The sequence below is a fragment of the Paraburkholderia caledonica NBRC 102488 genome, assembly GCF_000685095.1.
Taxonomy (GTDB): domain Bacteria; phylum Pseudomonadota; class Gammaproteobacteria; order Burkholderiales; family Burkholderiaceae; genus Paraburkholderia; species Paraburkholderia caledonica.
Map to the genome: position 1 here is coordinate 311,601 of NZ_BAYE01000004.1, position 20,378 is coordinate 331,978.

Consider the following 20,378-nt stretch of genomic DNA (forward strand, 5'->3'; position numbering starts at 1 on the left):
GGAGCGAATAATGCAACTCAATCCCTCTGAGATCAGCGAGCTGATCAAGAGCCGGATCCAGGGCCTTGAAGCGAGCGCAGACGTTCGCAACCAGGGCACCGTGATCTCCGTGACCGACGGTATCGTGCGTATTCACGGCCTGTCGGAAGTGATGCAGGGCGAAATGCTCGAATTCCCGGGCAACACCTTCGGTCTCGCTCTGAACCTCGAGCGCGACTCGGTCGGCGCCGTGATTCTGGGTGAGTACGAGCACATTTCGGAAGGCGACATCGTCAAGACGACGGGCCGCATTCTGGAAGTGCCGGTTGGCCCGGAACTGCTCGGCCGCGTGGTCGATACACTGGGTAACCCGATCGACGGCAAGGGCCCGATCAACGCGAAGAAGACCGACGCCATCGAAAAGATTGCTCCGGGCGTAATCTGGCGTAAGTCGGTTTCGGAGCCGGTCCAGACCGGTCTGAAGTCGATCGACGCGATGGTGCCAATTGGCCGTGGCCAGCGTGAGCTGATCATCGGCGACCGCCAGTGCGGCAAGACCGCAGTCGCGGTGGACGCGATCATCAACCAGAAGGGCAAGAACCTCTTCTGTATCTACGTCGCGATCGGCCAGAAGGCTTCTTCGATCATGAACGTGGTGCGCAAGCTGGAAGAAACCGGCGCGCTGGAATACACGATCGTCGTGGCCGCTTCGGCTTCGGAATCGGCTGCGATGCAGTACCTCGCACCGTATGCCGGCTGCTCGATGGGCGAATACTTCCGCGACCGCGGTCAGGACGCGCTGATCGTCTATGACGACTTGACCAAGCAGGCTTGGGCATACCGTCAGATCTCGCTGCTGCTGCGCCGCCCGCCGGGCCGCGAAGCTTACCCGGGCGACGTGTTCTATCTGCACTCGCGTCTGCTGGAACGTGCTGCTCGCGTCTCGGAAGACTACGTCGAGAAGTTCACCAACGGCGAAGTCAAGGGCAAGAGCGGCTCCCTGACGGCGCTGCCGGTCATTGAAACGCAAGCAGGCGACGTGACTGCATTCGTTCCGACGAACGTGATCTCGATTACCGACGGCCAGATCTTCCTGGAAACCGACCTTTTCAACGCAGGTATCCGCCCGGCAATTAACGCCGGCGTGTCGGTGTCCCGCGTTGGTGGTGCGGCTCAGACGAAGGTCGTGAAGAAGCTGTCGGGCGGTATCCGTACCGACCTGGCGCAGTACCGTGAACTGGCTGCATTCGCGCAGTTCGCATCGGATCTCGACGAAGCGACCCGCAAGCAGCTGGAGCGCGGCCGCCGCGTGACGGAACTGCTGAAGCAGCCCCAATATCAGCCGCTGCAAGTGTGGGAACTGGCCATTTCGCTGTTCGCAGCGAACAACGGCTACCTCGACGACCTCGAAGTCTCGCAAGTCCTGCCGTTCGAAAAGGGCCTGCGCGAATACCTGAAGTCGAGCCACGCTGACCTGGTCAAGCGCATCGAAGATACCAAGGAACTCTCGAAGGACGACGAAGGCCTGTTGCACACGGCCCTCAAAGACTTCAAGAAGTCCGGCGCTTATTGATCCGCGAGTGATCCGCAAGGCATAAACGGACCTTGAAGCGGCGCGGGCCGCATGTGAATGCCCCGTGCCGCTTCGATCGCTTTGCATGGGACCCGGGTAAGCGCTAAAGCGCTAACTCGGGCCGACAAGGAGCAAGCAATGGCTGGAATGAAGGAAATTCGCGGCAAGATCAAGAGCGTGCAAAACACGCGCAAGATCACGAAAGCGATGGAGATGGTGGCCGCATCGAAGATGCGCCGCGCTCAGGAGCGCATGCGCGCTGCTCGCCCGTATGCCGATAAGGTCCGCGACATCGCTGCGCACATGAGCCGTGCGAACCCCGAGTATCGTCACCCGTTCATGGTGGCGAACGAAGGCGCGAAGACGGCGGGCATCATCCTCGTCACGACCGATAAAGGTCTGTGCGGGGGCATGAATACCAACGTGCTGCGTGCAGCGCTGCAGAAGTTCAAGGAACTGGAAGGCCAGGGCAAGACGATCGAAGCAACCGCGATCGGCACCAGGGGTCTGGGTTTCCTGAACCGTCTGCGCGCCAAGGTGGTGTCGAACGTCGTGCAACTGGGCGATACGCCGCATCTGGAAAGGCTGATCGGCGCGGTGAAGGTGCAACTCGACCTGTACTCGGAAGGCAAGGTTTCGGCGGTGTACCTGGCGTACACGCGCTTCGTCAATACGATGAAGCAGGAGCCGGTGATCGAGCAACTGCTGCCGCTGTCGGCGGACCAGTTCGAGCGCAAGGAAGAAGACGGCACGACGCCGAGCACGCAGTGGGACTACATCTACGAGCCGGATGCGCAGGCAGTGGTGGACGAACTGCTAGTGCGTTATGTCGAAGCGCTGGTCTATCAGGCCGTCGCGGAAAACATGGCATCCGAGCAGTCGGCCCGGATGGTCGCGATGAAGGCCGCTTCGGACAACGCGAAGCAGGTCATCAACGAACTGCAGCTCGTGTACAACAAGAGCCGTCAGGCCGCGATCACGAAAGAACTGTCGGAAATCGTCGGTGGCGCGGCGGCGGTCTGACCCTGACGGTCAGTCATGCTGCCACGTGTGCGCCCGTGAGGCGCACCCGTCTAGGCGACCCCATCGAAACAGCGCCTTTGCGCGAGTGAAGAATTGAGTATCTAAAGGAAAAGCGATGAGTACTACTGCTTTGGTAGAAGGCAAGATCGTACAGTGCATCGGCGCCGTTATCGACGTGGAATTCCCGCGTTCGGACATGCCGAAGATTTACGACGCGCTCATTCTGGAAGGTTCGGAACTGACCCTCGAAGTCCAGCAACAACTGGGCGACGGCGTTGTCCGTACCATCTGTCTGGGTGCATCGGACGGTCTGCGTCGTGGCACGGTCGTCAAGAACACCGGCAATCCGATCAGCGTGCCGGTCGGCAAGCCGACGCTCGGCCGCATCATGGACGTTCTCGGTCGTCCGATCGACGAAGCCGGTCCGATCAACTCGGACGTGGTTCGCGGCATTCACCAGAAGGCTCCGGCGTTCGACGAACTGTCGCCGTCGACCGAACTCCTCGAAACGGGCATCAAGGTTATCGACCTGATCTGCCCGTTTGCCAAGGGCGGTAAGGTGGGTCTGTTCGGTGGCGCCGGCGTCGGCAAGACCGTGAACATGATGGAACTGATCAACAACATCGCTAAGGAACACGGTGGTTACTCCGTGTTCGCCGGTGTTGGCGAGCGTACCCGTGAAGGGAACGACTTCTATCACGAAATGAAGGACTCGAACGTTCTGGACAAGGTCGCGCTGGTGTACGGCCAGATGAACGAGCCGCCGGGCAACCGTCTGCGCGTCGCGCTGACCGGCCTGACGATGGCTGAGCACTTCCGTGACGAAGGCCTCGACGTGCTGTTCTTCGTCGACAACATCTACCGTTTCACGCTGGCCGGTACTGAAGTGTCGGCACTGCTCGGCCGTATGCCGTCGGCAGTGGGCTATCAGCCGACTCTGGCTGAAGAAATGGGCAAGCTGCAAGAGCGCATTACGTCGACCAAGACCGGCTCGATCACGTCGGTTCAGGCCGTGTACGTCCCTGCGGATGACTTGACCGACCCGTCGCCGGCTACGACTTTCGGCCACTTGGACGCTACCGTCGTGTTGTCGCGCGACATCGCTTCGCTGGGTATCTACCCGGCAGTGGACCCGCTCGATTCGACCTCGCGTCAGATCGACCCGAACGTGATTGGCGAAGAGCACTACTCGATCACGCGCGGCGTGCAGCAAACGCTGCAGCGCTACAAGGAACTGCGCGACATTATCGCGATTCTGGGCATGGACGAACTCGCGCCGGAAGACAAGCTCGCCGTCGCGCGCGCTCGTAAGATCCAGCGTTTCCTGTCGCAGCCGTTCCACGTTGCTGAAGTGTTTACGGGCTCGCCGGGCAAGTACGTTCCGCTGAAGGAAACGATCCGCGGCTTCAAGATGATTGTTGAAGGCGAGTGCGACCACCTGCCGGAACAAGCCTTCTACATGGTCGGCACGATCGACGAAGCCTTCGAAAAGGCCAAGAAGATCCAGTAAAGGTCGGGTGTAACGAAGCGGGCGCCGGCCTCGCGCGCGATGACTTCCGCACGGTGGTTGTCCGCAAAGCCGGTGCCTCTCACTACGCTTAACCCAGCCTTGCACGGGGCCAGAGCGAGCGCTAAAGCGCTAACCCTGGTCGCCACAGGAGTCGACACTTATGGCAACCATTAAAGTAGACGTCGTCAGCGCGGAAGAGCAGATCTTCTCGGGCCAGGCGAAGTTCGTCGCGCTGCCGGGCGAAGCAGGTGAACTCGGCATTCTGCCGGGCCACACGCCGCTCATCACACGGATCCGTCCGGGCGCAGTGCGCATAGAAGCTGAGAACGGCGAAGAAGAGTTTGTGTTCGTCGCCGGCGGCATCCTCGAAATCCAGCCGGGTGCAGTGACGGTTCTGGCCGACACGGCAATTCGCGGCAAGGATCTCGACGAAGCCAAGGCCGAAGACGCGCGCAAACGTGCGGAAGAAGCGCTGCAGAACACGGGCTCGAACCTCGAATACGCGACCGCCCAGGCGGAACTGGCGTACGCGACGGCTCAGCTTGCTGCGATCCAGCGTCTGCGCAAATTGCGCGGTCAGAGCTAAGCAACACGTATCAGAGAAAAGGCAGCCCGCGGGCTGCTTTTTTTTATCCTTCACTTGACGTTTACGGAAAGGTAAGTGAGATTGTGAGGCCGTCCCGACCACCGCAAAGAATGGACAGCCATCCAATACGCCGGGCCGCTGCGGGTAAGACTTGATGCCGCGCGAGCGACCGCCGGTGGCACAATCGGTTTCAAACTCATTTCAATAGGGCGATTTGCTCACGGAGACAGCACCATGGCGACGCAAGTGTCAGGCAAAGGCGCAATCATAGAACCGAAAGACGGACTCTCGTACGTCCGCGGATCGACAGAGATTCCGTTGAGCGAAGCGACGATCGGCGAGTTTTTGCGCAGCACCGCCGAGCGCTTTCCCGACCGGCCTGCGGTGGTTTTTCGTGAGCAGCAGATCCGGTGGACCTGGAAAGAGTTCGCCGAAGAAGTCGACATATTAGCTGCCGGCTTGCTGGCACTGGGCATCGTGAAGGGCGACCGCGTCGGCATCTGGTCGCCGAACCGGGTTGAGTGGCTGCTGACGCAGTTCGCGACCGCGCGTATCGGTGCGGTGCTGGTCAACATCAACCCGGCTTACCGCCTTGCGGAGTTGGAGTACGCGCTGAACAAGGTGGGCTGCAAGGCGATTGTCGCGGCGGAGCGCTTCAAGACGTCGATGTACCTCGAAATGCTGCAGCAACTCGCGCCCGAGCTTGCTACACACGCGCCCGGCGATCTTCACGCGGCACGACTGCCTGATCTGCGCTACGTGATTCGTATGTGCGACACGGAAACGCCCGGAATGCTCACGTTCTCGGACGTGATCGAGCAGGGGCGCGCCACGCTCGACGTCGTGAAGCTCGACGAGATCGGCGCGACGCTCTCGTGCCACGAGGCGATCAATATCCAGTTCACCAGCGGTACAACGGGCAATCCGAAAGGGGCGACGCTCACGCATAGCAACGTGGTCAACAACGCGCGCTATATCGCGATGGCCATGAACCTGAGCGAGCAGGACGCGCTGTGCATTCCCGTCCCGCTATATCACTGCTTTGGCATGGTGCTCGCCGTTCTCGCGTGCGTCGCGGTGGGCGCGAATATGGTGTTTCCGGGCGAGGCTTTCGACCCCGCCGCGACGCTCGCGGCCGTCGCGCAAGAGCAGTGCACGGCGCTTCATGGCGTGCCTACCATGTTCATAGCTGAACTGGATCACCCGGACTTTGCCTCGTTCGACCTCTCACGCCTGCGCACTGGCATCATGGCGGGTTCGCCGTGCCCGATCGAGACGATGAAGAAAGTCGTGTCGCGGATGCACCTCAACGAAATCACGATCGCTTACGGCATGACAGAGACTAGCCCTGTCTCGTTCCAAAGTTCGACCACCGACCCGCTCGACAAGCGCACCACCACCGTCGGCCGCATTCAGCCGCATCTAGAAGTGAAGATTGTCGATCCGGTAGGCAACATCGTGCCGGTGGGCGAAACCGGGGAGCTATGCACGCGCGGATATTCGGTGATGCAAGGCTATTGGGACGACGAGGCGAAAACGCGTGAAAGTATCGTGGACGGCTGGATGCACACCGGCGACCTCGCTACGCTTGACGCCGAGGGCTATTGCAACATTGTCGGTCGCCTCAAGGACATGCTGATCCGTGGCGGCGAGAACATCTATCCCCGCGAGATCGAGGAGTTTCTTTTCCGGCATCCGAAGATCCAGAGCGTGCAGGTTTTCGGCGTACCGGACAGCCGATACGGCGAAGAGGTGTGCGCGTGGGTAGTGCTACGTCCAGGTGAACAGGCGACAGCTGAAGAGATCCAGCAGTTCTGCAATGGCCAGATAGCGCACTACAAGGTGCCGAAGTACATCCGCTTCGTCGATGAACTACCAATGACGGTGACAGGCAAAGTGCAGAAGTTCGTCATGCGTGAGCGCATGATCAGCGAACTGAAGTTGCAGGAAGGGAAGACGGCCTGACGTGCCCCGGCTAAGCGATAAGTGCGCGATACGCGGTGACCTGCTTCGGGCGGGGCCCGCGCAGTTGGGCGCTGCCGACGCCAACCGCCGTGTACACCGCCAAACAGCAAAGTGCGCTGAAAAGCATGTAAAACATGCCATTTTGCACTGCGCAAACGTTTGGCTAGACGAAAAAAAAGCGGGCCTGGAGCCCGCTAAAAACCACACGCTACGGGGTTAGCGCGAGGAGACCAATGTAGGAACCGACTGAGACGACGACCCGGCGTCGACTACGGTCCCAGCAGGGATGCCCCTTTACAGGGCTTCGGCATACGCCGACCGGCAAGTGCATCGTATCCGCTCACACCATGCACGCAGCCACATCCGTGTTGAAACCGTTGAGGGCATTGTGGGCGAATTACCAAAGGAGCGCCGTAACAAAGTGTTTCAGGTTGTAACGCCCGCCAGATAAGGCTCAGAGGGATTTATTGCGCAATTCAAGGGCGTAAAAAGTAATATATACCGATGACTGCACGGCAATTTAATACGACCGTTTAATGATATTCGCGAAGCATAGCGCCGCATAAAGCGTTAAGTCGATTCCGCATGAAATAGTTGCGTCTTCATCTTTCTGACGATAAACCGTTGTTGTTACAACTGGTTCCCGGCGCGCAAAAAATCGTACCCAGTGACCGGCGGGTTGAGTGCGACGCAATATAGGCCACACAACCTTCAGAAATGTAAGGGCCAGTTCACGAGTTCATCCGGTGCTCACCTATATTTACTTCTTGCCGGGCTTTCCTGAGCAGCCGTTACATGATCCGGCCGGCAAACCGTCGCTATAAAAAGGGGGCGGCCGCCGACCTTCCGTAATCACGCCAGGAGAGAACGCGGCCGAGCGGCACGGCTTACTTGAGCCACTTATCGAGCACAGCCTGATATTCGCCCGTCGCCCGCGCGAAGTGCAGCCACTGATCGACGTACTGTTGGAACGCCACATCGCCGCGGGGCAGCAGCCACGCTTTCTCCCCATATTGGAACGGCTTCTGGGGATGCACGGCGCACAGGCCGGGATTCAGCTTTTGCTGCAGCAGGGTTTCGGACGCGTCGGTCACCATCACGTCGGCCTTGCCGGCGAGGATCTGCTTGAAGATCGTCACGTTGTCCGGATAGACAGTCATCGATGCGTGCGACAAGAACTGCTTTGCGAAACGTTCGTTCGTGCCACCCGGATTGACGATTACACGCGTTCCTGGCTGGTCGATTTGTGCGACGGTCTGGTATTTGTCGACGTCGTCGCATCGGACAATCGGCGTCTTGCCGTCTACCATAAACGGCTGGGTGAAGAAGGCTCGCTTTTGCCGCTCCAGCGTCGGCGAGACGCCGCCCACGCCGATGTCGCACTTGGCCACGAAGTCGTTCATCAGGTTCGACCACGACGTCTTGACGAATTCCGCTTTGACGCCGAGAGACTTAGCCAGCGATTCGGTCATATCGATGTCGATCCCCTCGAACTGACCGTCTGCCCTATAGAACGAATGCGGTTTGTAGTCGCCGGTCGTGCATGCGCGCAACGTGCCGCGGGCGGGGATCTCATCGAGCCGGGACGGTGTCGGGGCCGTGGCCGATGCTTGCGCCTGCGCCGCGCCGATGTGCATGAGAGCGCCCGTCAGGACGCCTAGCAATGCCACTGCTGCCTTATTCATTGAGTCTCCTTAATTGTGCATTGTTATGGTTAGGCCGCTGGATAATAGCCAGGAGAGTTGCGCTTGAACATTGGCCGTTTGACCAGGTTGCGTCGCTCCCCGCCGAACGGGAAAATGCGCTTCAAACCGTCCGCGAATCACAGTTATTGGCCGCATCAGGCAGGATGCGGTGCGCGCTGTCCGGTAAAATGCCCCTTTGCTCCTAGTCGCACGCAACGTGGCCCATAAACTTCTGAACGACACCTTCCTGCGCGCGCTGCTGCGCCAGCCCACTGACTACACGCCTGTCTGGCTGATGCGGCAGGCGGGTCGTTACCTGCCGGAATACAACGCCACGCGGGCTCGCGCTGGCAGCTTCCTCGGGCTGGCCAAGAACCCCGCGTTCGCAACTGAAGTCACGTTGCAGCCCCTCGAGCGCTACCCGCTCGACGCCGCGATTCTGTTTTCCGACATTCTCACCGTGCCCGACGCAATGGGCTTGGGTCTGGAGTTCGTCACGGGCGAGGGGCCGACGTTTGCGCGCCCTGTGCGCACAGAAGACGACGTGGCGCGACTCGCGGTGCCCGACATCGACGCCACATTGCGCTATGTAACCGACGCAGTGCGCGAGATCCGCACGGCGCTGACCGACGCTCAAGGCCGTCAACGCGTGCCGCTGATCGGATTTTCGGGTAGCCCGTGGACGCTGGCGTGCTACATGGTCGAAGGTGGCGGCTCGGCGGACTTCCGCACGGTCAAGTCCATGCTGTACGCCCGTCCTGATCTGATGCATCGCATTCTCGAGATCAACGCGAATTCGGTTGCCGCTTATCTGAATGCACAAATCGAAGCGGGCGCCCAAGCCGTCATGATTTTCGACACGTGGGGCGGTGCGCTCGCGGACGGTACCTATCAGCGCTTCTCCCTGCACTATATTCAGCAGGTCGTCAGTCAATTGAAGCGCGAGCACGACGGCGAAAAAGTGCCGGTGATCACGTTCACGAAGGGCGGCGGACTGTGGCTCGATGAGATCGCGGACATTGGCGTGGACGCCGTCGGTCTCGACTGGACGGTCAACCTGCGTCAGGCGCGCGAACGGGTAGGGGCGAAGGTGGCTTTGCAGGGCAACATCGATCCGTCAGTGTTGTTCGCGCCGCCAGCGGCGATCCGCATGGAAGCGCGCGCCGTGCTGGACAGCTTCGGAAATCACCCGGGCCACGTCTTCAATCTCGGTCATGGCATCTCGCAATTCACGCCGCCAGAAAACGTTGCGGAGCTCGTCGACGAGGTCCATCGTCATAGCCGCGCCATTCGCAGCGGCGCGCACGCACCGGCTTAATGCTGTAATAATTGCCGTTTTATGTTGCGGTGCAGCGCGCTGGGCTCTGCCACTCAGGAAAAATTCGCACCGTGCGGGCCGTCGGATGGCGGTCTCGCAGTTGTCAAGACTTGACTTATACACATTTATCACGCTGCGGCGCGGTAGAAGCTTTAGTCCTGTCCTGACCCTTGCAAAACGCGCATTTATTTGATCTCGGCCTTACGTAGCAAGGGTTTGGCGGCTTCCGGACGAAGTGTGCGGAACCCCACAGAACGCCGCTGCGAAGCGGTTTCCGGGCTTTCAGAGCGAAGTTCTCAACAAAGTTATCCACAGGCAGGCGGGGTCGAGAGCAATTGTTCAGCGGAATCCAAAACTTAGCGGCGAATTTGAAGCTTTACTTTAACTTCGGCGGCGCGCCTCAGAGTGGGGCAATCTCGACTGCCACCTGCGGCGCAATGACGCCATTCGCTCTTGCCAGCATCCGCGCAGCCGCATGAGCGAAGCGTTCGTCCGCGTCGCACTGGACCATCCACTGCCGACCCTGTTCGATTACCGTTGCGATTCGGCTCAGTCGCCCGTACCGGGAACGCTTGTTAGCGTGCCGTTCGGCAAACGCGACGTGGTCGGCCTCGTGTGCGAAGTAACTGGTCACAGTGAGGTTCCCGCCGATCGTCTCCGGTCGGTGAATGGCATTTGCACCGCATGCCCGCCGCTGTCGGCTGAATGGCTCGCGCTTGCTGCCTTTGCTGCCGATTACTATCAACGTGGACTTGGCGAAGTGGCGTTACCGGCGCTGCCGCAAGCGCTGCGCGACGCCTCGCGTTGGTCACGGCTGCTCGCGCCGGAAGAGCGCTACAGGTTTACGTCGGAAGGCCGCACGGCCTTGCCCGACGCCCTGCCCGCGCGCGCGACTGCGCTGCGAAACCTGGCGCAGGCGCTTGCCGCTGGCGAGTTCCTGAGCGCCGCCGACGCCCGCGGGCTGCACCCTAAAGCCATTTCCACGCTCGCCGCATGGCAAGCCGAGGGCTGGGTCGCGCTAGACGTGGTCGATGCCGCCACGGCGCCACCCGCCGCCGCGGCCATGGTGGCGCCTGCGCAGACGCTTCCTACGCTCACAGACGAACAAGCCGCTGCCGTCGAAGCCATTCGCGACGCGCACGGCTTCGCGCCGTTCCTGTTGCATGGCGTGACGGGGAGCGGCAAGACGGAAGTCTATCTACGCGCGCTCGCCGAGATTCTTGCCGCCAATGCAGGCGCGCAAGCGCTCGTGCTGGTGCCCGAAATCAACCTGACGCCGCAGTTCGAAGCGGCTTTCCACGCCCGCTTCGCGGCGCTTGCGGACACAGCCATCGTCACGTTGCACAGCGGTCTTGCCGAGGGAGAACGCGCGCGCAACTGGTTCGCGGCGCATGCGGGCCATGCGCGGATCGTACTGGGCACGCGCCTCGCGGTGCTCGCGTCGCTGCCTCGGCTCGCCATCATCGTCGTGGATGAGGAGCACGATCCGGCTTATAAGCAGCAGGAAGGGCTGCGCTACTCGGCGCGCGACCTGGCCATCTACCGTGCAAAGCAGCTTGGACTGCCGGTCGTGCTGGGATCGGCCACACCGTCGCTCGAAAGCTGGTGGCAGGCGGATCAGGGGCGCTACAAGCGGCTCACGTTGTCGCGCCGCGCGGTCGCCGATGCCGTGTTGCCCACTGTGCGTCTGATCGATCTCGAGGACGAGCGGCGGCGCGGACGCGCTTCAGTGGAAGGATTGTCCGGCCCATTGATTGCCGCGCTGAAGACGCGGCTGGAGCGCGGCGAACAGAGTCTCGTGTTTCTGAATCGCCGGGGCTACGCGCCACAGCTGGCTTGCGATGCCTGCGGATGGGTCGCCGGCTGTCCGCGTTGCAGCGCGTATGTCGTTTTACATAAGCCGGAGCGCGCGCTGCGCTGTCATCACTGCGGTTGGGAGTCGAGAATTCCGCGCGCATGTCCCGAGTGCGGCAATGTTGACATTGCACCCATGGGTCGCGGCACCCAGCGCGTCGAAGAAACGCTCGCGAGCGCGGTGCCCGGCGCCCGCGTGCTGCGCATCGACGCCGACAGCACCCGCCGCAAAGGCAGCGCGCAGGCGCTCTTTTCCGACGTGCATGCGGGCGAAGTCGACATTCTGGTCGGCACGCAGATGATCGCAAAGGGACACGACTTCCAGCGCGTTTCGCTAGTTGGCGTGCTGAACGCCGACACCGCACTGTTTTCCCACGACTTTCGAGCGAGCGAACGCCTCTTCGCGCAACTGATGCAAGTCAGCGGCCGCGCCGGGCGCGCAGGTTTGCCAGGTGAGGTGCTGGTGCAGACGCGTTATCCGCGCCATGCGCTTTATCACGCGCTTGGGCGCCACGATTACGTCGGCTTCGCCAATTCGACGTTGGCCGAGCGGCGCGACGCGCATTTGCCGCCGTTCGTGTATCAGGCGTTGCTGCGTGCGGAAGGCCGCACGCTCGAGGCTGCGCTCGCTTTTCTGCAGCAGGCCGCGGCCGAACTGACGGGCATCGCGGCTGCCGAACGCGTGACCGTCTACGACGCAGTGCCGCTCACCATCGTCAAGGTGATGCACGTCCACCGCGCGCAGTTGCTGATAGAAAGTGCGTCGCGCGCGGCGCTGCAGGCCACGTTGCGCGCGTGGCAGCCGTTGTTGCGCGGTTTGAAGGGCGTGCTTCGCTGGAACCTCGAAGTCGACCCACTTGATATTTGAGCTGGCGTCTCTGCCTCCGGTTTGCGTCGGCGGGACTCGGATCAGCAAACAATGACTATCGACAGCGGCTGCGCGCGCTCCGGGCGCGTGCTCGGACCGTGTTCGAATAGCTTGCGGCGGAATTCGCGGCGCGCGTGGCTGTCCGCGTACCCAACACTGCCGACGCCCGCGACGAAACGTGCGCACCGCGTGCCGCGAGTTGTCGATAGCGTGCGGAAGATCTGTAGTCGCTGGAACAAAGCATGGTGGATCTCACAGTGTTCACTTCTCACTTCCCGGCGGCAACGGCCGGCAGATCTCACAAACGCGCCGCGAACCCGCCCCCGGCAAGCCGGGCATCCGGACACACCACGTAGCTAACCACGTCGCTGCCGCGCTCAATCGTTCAATGCCGCCTGCGCGTCACCGGATGATGCGGCCGACGTCGCACGTCCCCGACCTTCGGACGCATCACGTTTGTCTGAGCCGCCCGTCGCGCCGCGGATAAACAGCACAGCGCAGGTTGCGCACATCGCCCAGATGCCCAATACGACCAGCCACTTTTCCATTTCGCTTGTCCTCACCCCGTACCGTTTTTGTGCGCGCATGACCCCGCGCCCGCTATGTCCTCTATAACGGCGCGCCCGCCGGTTTGATAAGGGCTCGAAGAAAAGAAATAAGGCCAGGGAAAATACCGATCCTTACCGGCCTTCGCGCTCTCACGAAGACTGGACGGAAAGCCCCGCCAGGCAAGGGATTGAGAAAGGTGCAACCGTTTCCATATGTCGGTTGCACCTTTTTATTGGGAGGGGTACGATTCGGCCAACTTTTGTCTTTCGCCAGCATTTAGTCTGGTATCCGAAGAAGGAAACATGGCTAGCACCACCCTTGGCGTCAAGGTCGACGACCTCCTGCGTTCCCGGCTGCGAGATGCCGCCACCCGCCTCGAACGCACTCCGCACTGGCTGATCAAGCAGGCGATTTTCGCGTACCTGGAAAAGATCGAGCAGGGACAACTGCCGCCGGAACTGTCGGGCGTGGCAGGTGCCGCCGACATGGCTGACGGCGCGTCGGTCGAACCGGACGAGGACGGTGCGGCGCACCCGTTCCTCGACTTCGCGCAGAACGTGCAACCGCAATCGGTGTTGCGCGCGGCAATCACCGCGGCATATCGCCGGCCGGAGCCGGAATGCGTGCCGTTCCTGCTGGGTCAGGCGCGCTTGCCGGCCAATCTCGCGGGCGACGTGCAAGCGCTCGCCGCGAAGCTCGTCGAAACGCTGCGCGGCAAGAGTAAGGGCGGCGGCGTCGAGGGGCTGATCCACGAATTCTCGCTGTCGAGCCAGGAAGGTGTCGCACTGATGTGCCTCGCCGAGGCCTTGCTGCGCATTCCCGATCGCGCGACGCGCGACGCGCTGATCCGCGACAAGATCAGCAAGGGCGACTGGAAATCGCACGTCGGTCAGGCGCCGTCGCTGTTCGTCAACGCTGCGACCTGGGGCTTGATGATCACCGGCAAGCTGGTCACGACCAACAGCGAGACGAACCTCTCGTCGGCGCTTACGCGACTGATCGGCAAGGGCGGCGAGCCGCTGATCCGCAAGGGCGTGGACATGGCGATGCGCCTGATGGGCGAGCAGTTCGTCACCGGCGAGAACATTTCGGAAGCGCTGGCGAACAGCCGCAAATACGAAGCGCGCGGTTTCCGCTACTCGTACGACATGCTCGGCGAAGCCGCCACGACCGAAGCGGACGCGCAGCGTTACTACGCGTCGTATGAGCAGGCGATCCACGCGATCGGCAAGGCAGCTGGCGGCCGCGGGATCTACGAAGGTCCGGGCATCTCGATCAAGCTCTCCGCGCTGCATCCGCGTTACTCGCGCTCGCAACAGGAGCGCACGATGAGCGAGTTGCTGCCGCGCGTGCGTTCGCTTGCGATCCTCGCGCGCCGTTACGACATCGGCTTGAATATCGACGCCGAAGAAGCCGACCGCCTCGAAATCTCGCTGGATCTGCTGGAAGCGCTGTGCTTCGATCCGGAGCTCGCCGGTTGGAACGGTATCGGTTTTGTGGTGCAGGCTTATCAGAAGCGCTGCCCGTTCGTGATCGAATACATTGTCGACCTCGCGCGCCGCAGCCGTCATCGCATCATGGTGCGCCTCGTGAAGGGTGCGTACTGGGACACCGAAATCAAGCGAGCGCAAGTGGACGGCCTCGAAGGCTATCCGGTCTACACGCGCAAGATCTATACGGATGTGTCGTATCTCGCGTGCGCGAAGAAGCTGCTCGGCGCGCCCGACGCGGTGTATCCGCAATTCGCCACGCACAATGCGCACACGCTGTCGGCGATCTATCACCTCGCGGGCAACAACTACTATCCCGGTCAGTACGAGTTTCAGTGTCTGCACGGCATGGGCGAGCCGCTTTATGAAGAAGTGACGGGCCCGCTTTCCGCCGGCAAGCTGAACCGTCCGTGCCGCGTGTATGCGCCGGTCGGCACGCACGAAACGCTGCTCGCGTATCTCGTGCGACGTCTGCTGGAAAACGGCGCAAACACGTCGTTCGTCAATCGCATCGCCGATGAAAACGTCGCGATCCAGGATCTGATCGCCGATCCGGTCGAAGAAGCGTCGAAGATCGTTCCACTCGGTGCGCCGCACGCAAAGATTCCGCTGCCGCGCAATCTGTACGGCGCGGAGCGTCTCAACTCGATGGGTCTCGATCTGTCGAACGAGCATCGTCTGGCGTCGCTGTCGTCGGCGTTGCTGGCGAGCGCGAATCATCCGTGGCGCGCCGCGCCGATGCTGGCCGACGATCAGATTGCCTTGGGCAATGCGCGCGACGTGCGCAATCCGGCGGACCATCGCGACCTCGTCGGCACGGTGGTCGAAGCGAGCGCGGAACATGTGAGCGCCGCATTGACGCACGCGGTTGCCGCAGCGCCGATCTGGCAGGCGACGCCGGTAGAAGCGCGTGCCGATTGCCTCGCGCGTGCCGCCGATCTGCTCGAAGCGCAGATGCATACGCTGATGGGCCTGGTGGTGCGCGAAGCGGGCAAATCGCTCGCGAACGCGGTGTCGGAAATTCGCGAAGCGATCGACTTCCTGCGCTACTACTCGACCCAAATTCGCAGCGAATTTTCAAACGACACACATCGTCCGCTCGGACCTGTCGTGTGTATCAGCCCGTGGAATTTCCCGCTCGCGATCTTCATGGGCCAGGTAGCCGCCGCGCTCGCAGCCGGCAACACCGTGCTCGCGAAGCCGGCTGAGCAAACGCCGCTGATCGCCGCCCAGGCCGTGCGCATTCTGCGCGAAGCCGGCGTGCCTGCCGGCGCCGTGCAACTACTGCCGGGCAATGGCGAAACGGTCGGTGCCGCGCTCGTCGCCGACCCGCGCACGCGTGCGGTGATGTTCACCGGTTCGACCGAAGTCGCGCGTCTCATCAACAAAACGCTCTCGGGCCGTCTCGACCCGGAAGGCAAACCGATTCCGCTGATCGCCGAAACCGGTGGTCAGAACGCGATGATCGTCGATTCGTCGGCGCTCGCTGAACAGGTGGTGGCGGACGTGATGCAGTCGTCGTTCGATTCGGCCGGTCAACGTTGTTCGGCGCTGCGCGTTCTCTGTTTGCAGGATGACGTTGCCGACCGCACGCTGGAAATGCTGACGGGGGCGATGCGCGAACTGACGGTGGGCAATCCGGATCGCCTGTCGACCGACGTCGGCCCGGTGATCGACGTTGACGCGAAGCGTGGCATCGACGCGCATATCGCGGCAATGCGTGAGAAGGGCCGCAAGGTCGAGCAACTGCCGATGCCGGAGGGTTGCGCGCAAGGCACGTTCGTGCCGCCGACGCTGATCGAGCTGGACAGCATCGACGAATTGAAGCGCGAAGTGTTCGGGCCCGTGCTGCATGTGGTGCGTTACCGCCGCAGCCAGCTCGACACGCTGCTCGAGCAGATCCGCACGACGGGCTATGGCCTGACGCTCGGTATCCATACGCGCATCGACGAAACCATTGCTCACGTGATCAGCCGCGCGCATGTCGGCAACATCTACGTGAATCGCAACGTGATCGGCGCGGTGGTCGGCGTGCAGCCGTTCGGCGGCGAAGGTTTGTCGGGCACGGGGCCGAAGGCCGGCGGTGCGTTGTATCTGCAGCGTCTGCTCGCGACGCGTCCGGCAGGCTTGCCGAAGTCGCTCGCGCAGGCGCTGATCGTAGATGTACCGCAAGCAGCCGAAAAAGGCGACAATCCGTCCGCCGCGCTGACGGCGTTGCGCGACTGGCTGATTGCCGAGCGCGAGCCTCAACTTGCTGCGCGTTGCGACGGTTATCTGTCGCATATGCCGGCTGGCGCGACTGCGGTGTTGTCGGGGCCGACTGGCGAGCGCAACACTTACACGCTGGGTGCGCGCGGCACGGTGTTGTGTATTGCGTCGACCGCGAGCGGTGCGCGCGCGCAGTTTGCCGCCGTGCTGGCTACGGGAAATCGCGCGTTGTTCGAAGGCGCGGCTGGGGAACAATTGGTGACGCAGTTGCCCGCTTCGCTGAAGTCTTATGCGAGCGTGCGCAAGAACGCGGAGACGCCGTTCGACGCCGTATTGTTCGAAGGCGACAGCGACGAACTGCTGACGCTCGTGAAGGAAGTCGCGAAGCGTCCCGGACCGATTGTGTCGGTGCAAGGCGTCGCGTCGCGCGCGCTGGAGAGCGGCGACGAAGACTACGCGCTCGAACGTCTGTTGACGGAACGCTCGGTCAGCGTGAATACGGCAGCCGCCGGTGGCAATGCGAATTTGATGACGATCGGTTGAGCGAACCTCATCGATTACTGGCAAGAAAACGCCGGGCCGCCCCAAGTTTTCTTGCGCCCCCTCGGGGGGCCTGGCGCGATGCGCCAGGATTTGGGGGCGGTCATTAGAACGGAAGCGGTAACGGCGATCCCGAAAGCCGCTCCATCCACACCTGGTACCAAGGAGAAGATATGCAACACAAGATGACACAGCTGGCAGGCGCAGCGCTGGTTGCGGCGATGTCGCTGGCGGGGACGGCCAACGCTCAATCGACGGACGACGTGAAGATTGGTTTCGCCGGTCCGATGACGGGCGCGCAGGCGCACTACGGCAAAGACTTCCAGAACGGCATCACGCTGGCTGTGGAAGACATGAACGCAACGAAGCCGGTGATCGGCGGCAAGCCGGTTCGCTTCGTGCTCGACTCGGCAGACGACCAGGCTGACCCGCGCACCGGCACCACCGTCGCGCAGAAGCTGGTGGACGACGGCATCAAGGGCATGCTCGGCCACTTCAACTCGGGCACCACGATCCCGGCTTCGCGCATCTACGCGAACGCTGGCATTCCCGAAATCGCGATGGCAACGGCGCCTGAATACACGCAACAAGGTTTCAAGACCACGTTCCGTATGATGACGTCCGACACGCAGCAAGGTTCGGTCGCGGGCACGTTCGCGGTCAAGACGCTTGGCGTGAAGAAGATCGTGATCGTCGACGACCGCACGGCTTACGGCCAGGGTCTGGCGGATCAGTTCGAGAAGGCGGCGAAGGCAGCGGGCGGTACGATCGTCGATCGCGAATACACGAACGACAAGGCCGTGGACTTCAAGTCGATCCTGACCAAGCTGAAGGCGGCCAATCCGGACCTGATCTATTACGGCGGCGCAGATTCGCAAGCGGCACCGATGGTCAAGCAGATGAAGGCGCTCGGCATCAAGGCGCCGCTGATGGGCGGCGAAATGGTTCACACGCCGACGTTCATCCAGATCGCGGGTGACGCGGCGAACGGCACGGTGGCATCGCTTGCCGGCCTGCCGCTGGAAGAAATGCCCGGTGGCAAGGACTACGTCGCCAAGTACAAGAAGCGCTTCAACGAAGACGTGCAAACCTACTCGCCGTACGCTTACGACGGCGCAATGGCCATGTTCGCGGCAATGAAGAAGGCGAACTCGACGGATCCGGCCAAGTACCTGCCGGTGCTCGCGAAGACGTCGATGCCGGCTGTGACGTCGTCGAACCTCTCGTACGACGCGAAGGGTGATCTGAAGAACGGCGGCATCACGCTGTACAAGGTTGTCGACGGCAAGTGGACGACGCTGCAAAGCGTGGGCGGGAAGTAAGCTTTTCCTTGCAGATCGGCTCGATGTTGAGAACCCCGCTTCGGCGGGGTTTTTTTATGGACTTTCGTACCGGGCGCTTTTCCGCCGCACGGTTGCGCTTACTCGCCGCGCAACTTCCTCCCCTGCTCCCGAATCTGCTCCAACGTCGCGCCGGGCGTGCTCGCCTCCTGCGGCATGCGGATCTCGATCACCGCCGCGCATTTCGCCTCCAATGAACGCTGCAACGCCGGTAGAAAATCTTCGGTGCGTTCAACGGTTTCGCCATGCGCGCCGAACGATCGCGCGAATGCCGCGAAGTCCGGATTCGTGAGCCCGGTGCCGTGCACGCGATTCGGATAGTGCCGCTCCTGATGCATGCGGATCGTGCCGAAGTGACCGTTGTTCACGACGATGAACAGCACATGCAGGTCATATTGCATCGCCGTCGCGAGTTCTTGCGCGGCCATCATGAAGCAGCCATCGCCCGCCAGCGCGACCACCGCGCGCTGCGGATACAGCGACTTCGCCGCGATCGCCGCCGGCACGCCGTAGCCCATCGCGCCACTCGTGGGCGCAAGTTGAGAGCGGTATTGACGATACGAAAAATGCCGATGCAACCACGTCGCGTAATTGCCGGCGCCGTTCGTCAGTATTGCGTCATTCGGAAGATGCGCTCGAAGTTGCTGGATCACTTCTCCCATTTGCACGTCGCCGGGAATCGGCCGGGGCTTGCGCCATTCGAGATATGCGCGATGCGCTTCTTCCGCTGCGCCCGCCCAAGTCAGCTTTCCGGCAGACGGTTCCAACGCCGCGAGCGCCGCCGCAAGTTCAGGCATGCCGGAGACGATGGGCAGATCGGCGGCATAAACCCGCCCCAGCTCTTCCGCGCCCTGGTGCACGTGAACCAATGTTTGCTTCGTCTTGGGAATGTCGAGCAACGTATAGCCGTTCGTCGTGGCTTCGCCAAGGCGAGGACCGAGCGCGAGCAGCAGGTCGGCATCGCGGATACGCCCGGCCAGCGCCGGATTGATGCCGAGTCCCACATCGCCGGCATAATTCGGATGCTCGTTGTCGAGCGTGTCCTGGAAGCGGAACGCAAGGCCGACAGGCAATTGCCAGTTCTCGACGAAGCGTTGCAAGTCCGCGCAGGCCGCGGGCGTCCAACCGCTTCCGCCCGCTATCACCATTGGCCGTTGCGCGCTCTCTAGCAATTCGCGCAGCTTACCGATCTGCGCGGTCGACGGCGACGCGGCCACGCGCTGATAACGCGGCGCGCCCGGTACGGCGTCGCATGCATCGCTCAACACGTCTTCGGGCAAAGAAAGCACCACGGGGCCCGGCCGGCCGGAAGTCGCCGTGTAGAACGCATGACTCAGATATTCGGGAATGCGCCTCGGATCGTCGATCTGCGCGACCCATTTCGCCATCTGACCGAACATGCGCCGATAGTCGATCTCCTGGAAAGCCTCGCGATCGAGATGCTCGCGCGCGCATTGCCCAATCAGCAGGATCATCGGCGTGGAGTCCTGAAACGCGGTGTGCACGCCAATCGATGCGTGCGTCGCACCCGGTCCTCGCGTGACGAGCGCGACGCCCGGGCGCCCGGTCAGCTTACCGATCGCTTCCGCCATGTTCGCGGCCGCCGCTTCGTGACGGCAGACAATGGTCTGGATGCGCTCCGTTTCGTCGTGCAATGAATCGAGCACGGCGAGAAAACTCTCGCCGGGCACGCAGAAAACACGTTCGACACCGTGTGTGAGCAAAGCGTCGACAACAAGGCGCGCGCCAGTGGTTCGAGCGGCGGCAGTATCGGAAACGGGAGCATTCGGCTGCGACATTGCGATGAGGCCTCCAGACAGTACATGAGTGCGGTTGCGTCGGCATCGACTGCATGATCGGCCGACCGGCGCCCCGACAGCTTACGCTGGG

General features: G+C 62.0%; 12 protein-coding genes. 9 read left to right on the forward strand and 3 right to left on the reverse strand.

Going from position 1 to position 20,378, the window contains the following annotated elements:
- The first annotated feature begins 10 nt into the window (after nucleotides 1–10).
- From atpA to BCA01S_RS10960, 5 genes are all read left to right on the forward strand, one after another.
- A complete protein-coding gene (gene atpA / locus BCA01S_RS10940) occupies nucleotides 11–1,552 on the forward strand; it encodes a F0F1 ATP synthase subunit alpha (RefSeq protein WP_027776919.1) in 1,542 nt (513 codons plus the stop codon).
- A 138-nt stretch (nucleotides 1,553–1,690) separates the two neighbouring features.
- Nucleotides 1,691–2,575: a F0F1 ATP synthase subunit gamma gene (atpG, locus tag BCA01S_RS10945; RefSeq protein ID WP_027776920.1), complete on the forward strand. Its 885-nt coding sequence runs from the start codon at nucleotides 1,691–1,693 to the stop codon at nucleotides 2,573–2,575.
- A gap of 115 nt (nucleotides 2,576–2,690) precedes the next feature.
- Nucleotides 2,691–4,085 carry a F0F1 ATP synthase subunit beta gene (gene atpD / locus BCA01S_RS10950; protein WP_020067427.1) on the forward strand — a complete coding sequence of 465 codons (1,395 nt, stop codon included), beginning with the start codon at nucleotides 2,691–2,693 and terminating at the stop codon, nucleotides 4,083–4,085.
- A gap of 160 nt (nucleotides 4,086–4,245) precedes the next feature.
- Nucleotides 4,246–4,671 (forward strand): F0F1 ATP synthase subunit epsilon, encoded by a 426-nt coding sequence (locus tag BCA01S_RS10955; protein ID WP_020067428.1) that lies wholly within the window; start codon nucleotides 4,246–4,248, stop codon nucleotides 4,669–4,671.
- A gap of 234 nt (nucleotides 4,672–4,905) precedes the next feature.
- Nucleotides 4,906–6,636: an AMP-binding protein gene (locus BCA01S_RS10960; protein ID WP_027776921.1), complete on the forward strand. Its 1,731-nt coding sequence runs from the start codon at nucleotides 4,906–4,908 to the stop codon at nucleotides 6,634–6,636.
- Nucleotides 6,637–7,523: 887 nt separating this feature from the next.
- Here BCA01S_RS10960 and BCA01S_RS10970 read toward each other — a convergent pair.
- Nucleotides 7,524–8,321: a transporter substrate-binding domain-containing protein gene (locus BCA01S_RS10970; RefSeq protein WP_027776922.1), complete on the reverse strand. Its 798-nt coding sequence runs from the start codon at nucleotides 8,319–8,321 to the stop codon at nucleotides 7,524–7,526.
- A 217-nt stretch (nucleotides 8,322–8,538) separates the two neighbouring features.
- Here BCA01S_RS10970 and hemE point away from each other — a divergent pair, with 217 nt between their 5' ends.
- Nucleotides 8,539–9,639, forward strand: a complete 1,101-nt coding sequence (hemE, locus tag BCA01S_RS10975; protein ID WP_027776923.1) for a uroporphyrinogen decarboxylase — start codon at nucleotides 8,539–8,541, stop codon at nucleotides 9,637–9,639.
- 475 nt (nucleotides 9,640–10,114) lie between these two features.
- Nucleotides 10,115–12,361, forward strand: coding sequence for a primosomal protein N' (locus BCA01S_RS10980; RefSeq protein WP_027776924.1), 2,247 nt, complete (start codon nucleotides 10,115–10,117; stop codon nucleotides 12,359–12,361).
- 377 nt (nucleotides 12,362–12,738) lie between these two features.
- Here BCA01S_RS10980 and BCA01S_RS38475 read toward each other — a convergent pair whose 3' ends face one another.
- On the reverse strand, nucleotides 12,739–12,909 hold the full coding sequence (locus BCA01S_RS38475) for a hypothetical protein (RefSeq protein ID WP_167455745.1): 171 nt from the start codon (nucleotides 12,907–12,909) through the stop codon (nucleotides 12,739–12,741).
- 303 nt (nucleotides 12,910–13,212) lie between these two features.
- On the opposite strand from BCA01S_RS38475, the gene putA reads away from it, so the two are divergent.
- Both putA and BCA01S_RS10995 read left to right on the forward strand, forming a co-directional pair.
- Nucleotides 13,213–17,151 (forward strand): trifunctional transcriptional regulator/proline dehydrogenase/L-glutamate gamma-semialdehyde dehydrogenase, encoded by a 3,939-nt coding sequence (putA, locus tag BCA01S_RS10990; RefSeq protein WP_027776925.1) that lies wholly within the window; start codon nucleotides 13,213–13,215, stop codon nucleotides 17,149–17,151.
- A 170-nt stretch (nucleotides 17,152–17,321) separates the two neighbouring features.
- Nucleotides 17,322–18,470, forward strand: a complete 1,149-nt coding sequence (locus BCA01S_RS10995) for a branched-chain amino acid ABC transporter substrate-binding protein (protein ID WP_027776926.1) — start codon at nucleotides 17,322–17,324, stop codon at nucleotides 18,468–18,470.
- A 98-nt stretch (nucleotides 18,471–18,568) separates the two neighbouring features.
- Here BCA01S_RS10995 and BCA01S_RS11000 read toward each other — a convergent pair whose 3' ends face one another.
- A complete protein-coding gene (locus tag BCA01S_RS11000; protein WP_027776927.1) occupies nucleotides 18,569–20,287 on the reverse strand; it encodes a thiamine pyrophosphate-binding protein in 1,719 nt (572 codons plus the stop codon).
- Nucleotides 20,288–20,378 lie beyond the last annotated feature (91 nt).